Raw genomic sequence first — 2,263 nt, 5'->3', positions numbered from 1 at the left:
GGCGGGCAGTGGGGGTGGGGGGCTTCATTTTTTCCAGCACGCTGCCGACCCCGGGGACGGCGTCGCCGAACCGCCGCTGACGACCATGGCAATGGTCGTACACCCCGTGTCGTTGGCTTGGGGGCCGCCGGAGACGGCCGTGGCTGTCACGGTGTATCCCGTGGCAGATTGTCCGCTGATGGCGACGGTGTAATAGCCGTCGGGGGACGTGTTTGACGTGATGCCCAGCGTGGCGAGGTCGCCGGCATAAGCGGGGTTGTTGGCCCGGTACCTTTCCTGGGCCAGTTGCACGCGTGTGATGGCGGCTACGGCGTCGGCGCGGCGCGCCTCGCGAACATAACGGGTATAAGAAGGATACGCAATCGCCGCCAGAATGCCGATGATGGCCACGACGATCATCACTTCGATCAGCGTAAAGCCACGGGCGCGCGTCGGGCGCTCGGCCCGCGAGGGGGTATGAGGGGATAGGGTCGGTTCCATGGCGCAGTATTCTCTTGTTTCAGCTTACTGCGCGCGCCCCGCCGCGCGGTGATTGGCGGACCAGCGACGCGGGGCGCCCGGCGAACGGTGGCTGCCCCGTCGTCGGGCGCGTGTCGGCGTGTATCGGCGTACTGGGGGCGCTCAGGTGGCGGGATGCGCGGCCTCCCGCTCCCGCAACCGAAAGCGCTGGATCTTGCCGGTGGCCGTCTTGGGCAGTTCGGGTACGAATTCCACGTACCGTGGGTATTTGTAGGGCGCCAGGTGGGCTTTGCAGTGGGCCTGGATGTCTTCGACCGTGGCCTGGGCGCCCGGGCGCAGCACGACGAAGGCCTTGGTCTTGGTCAGGCCGTCGGCGTCGGTTTTGCCGATCACGGCGGCTTCCAGCACGGCGGGGTGGCGCACCAGGGTCGCCTCCACTTCGAAGGGCGAGACGTAGATGCCGCTGACTTTGAGCATGTCGTCGTTGCGGCCGGCGTAGATGTAGCGGCCGCTGGCATCGCGCGTGTATTTGTCGCCGGTGCGCGTCCAGGCGCCCTGGAAGGTCTCGCGCGATTTGTCGCGGTTGTTCCAGTACATCAGCGCGGCGCTGGGGCCGCGCACGTACAGGTCGCCGATGTCGATGGAGCCGTCCGGGTTGGCGGGCAGCGGGCGGCCGTCTTCGCCGCGGATTTCCAGCTCGTAGCCGGGCACCGGGGTGCCGCTGGTGCCGTAGACGACGTCGCCGGGGCGGTTGGAGCAGTAGATGTGCAGCATCTCGGTGGAGCCGATGCCGTCGATGATTTCGGTCCCGAAGTGCGCGGTCCAGCGCTCGCCGATGTCGCGCGGCAGCGCCTCGCCGGCGGAGGAGCACAGACGAAGGGCCACCTGCTCGCGCGGCGGCAGGTCCGGGTGGGCGAGCATGCCGCCGTAGCCGGTGGGCGCGCCGTAGAACACGGTCGGGCGTTGGCCCGCCAGCGTGGGCGTGCGCCCGGTCAGGCGGGCGAACACCGCTGGCGGGGTGGGGCGTTCGGCCATCAACACGACCGAAGCCCCCACGCTGAGCGGAAACGTCAGCGCGTTGCCCAAGCCGTAGGCGAAGAACAGCTTGGCCGCCGAAAACACCCGGTCGTCGGCCGTCAGGCCCAGCACGGGGCGGCCGTACAGCTCGGCCGTCCAGTAAAGGTTGGCATGGGTATGCACCGTGCCTTGGGGCGGCCGGTGGAGCCGGAGGAGTACAGCCAGAAGGCCGGCTCGTCCGCAGCGGTGTCGGCGGGGGCGCCGTCCGCTGCCTGGTTCGCCAGCCAGGCGGGCCACGGATGACAGGGCACGCCGGCCGCGTCGGCGGGCAGCGGGTCGCCGGGGTGCGAGACGACGATGTGCCGCACCTCGTGCGTACCCGCATTAAGCGCCTGCGCCAGGGTGGGCAGCAGCGGGGCGGACACCAGTGCCGCCTGGGCCCGCGCGTGCCGCAGTTGATAGGCGTAGTCGTCAGCGGTCAGCAGCGTGTTCACGGCCACCGGCACCCCGCCGGCGTACAGACAGCCCAGAAAGCCCACGATCCAGTCGGCGCTGTCGTGCATCAGCAGCAGCACGCGCTCTTCGCGCCGCAGATCGAGGGCGCGCAGGCCCGCCGCGCAGCGGCGCACGCGCTCGGCGAGTTCGCCGTAGGTCACGGTCTCGTGGTCGTCGATGAGGGCGGTGCGTTCGGGCCACGCGACATTCAGGGTCAGCAGATGTGCGGCGAAGTTGAATCGCTCGGGCGGCGCCGGGGGCAGGGTGGCGGACATGGCGGGGTCTCCTCGGT

The 2,263-nt window shown here is 69.9% G+C and carries 1 protein-coding gene and 1 pseudogene; both read right to left on the bottom strand.

Annotated elements, in window-relative coordinates; all coding sequences use genetic code 11:
* Positions 1-24: 24 nt before the first annotated feature.
* Positions 25-399, bottom strand: a complete 375-nt coding sequence (locus V7026_RS11375; protein WP_443082364.1) for a type IV pilin protein — start codon at positions 397-399, stop codon at positions 25-27.
* Positions 400-621: 222 nt separating this feature from the next.
* A pseudogene (locus V7026_RS11370) lies at positions 622-2,246 on the bottom strand (benzoate-CoA ligase family protein).
* Between the last annotated feature and the right edge of the window lie 17 nt (positions 2,247-2,263).

The sequence above is a fragment of the Tepidimonas sp. genome (assembly GCF_036825565.1).
In the GTDB taxonomy this organism is placed as follows: Bacteria; Pseudomonadota; Gammaproteobacteria; order Burkholderiales; family Burkholderiaceae_C; genus Tepidimonas.
Note: the sequence above shows the minus strand (reverse complement) of the source record. Positions and strands in the feature narration are given on the sequence as shown.

Excerpts from the sequence above, each read along its gene's own strand:
- V7026_RS11375 (WP_443082364.1), bottom strand. The coding sequence starts at position 399 with ATGATCGTCGTGGCCATCATCGGCATTCTGGCGGCGATTGCGTATCCT.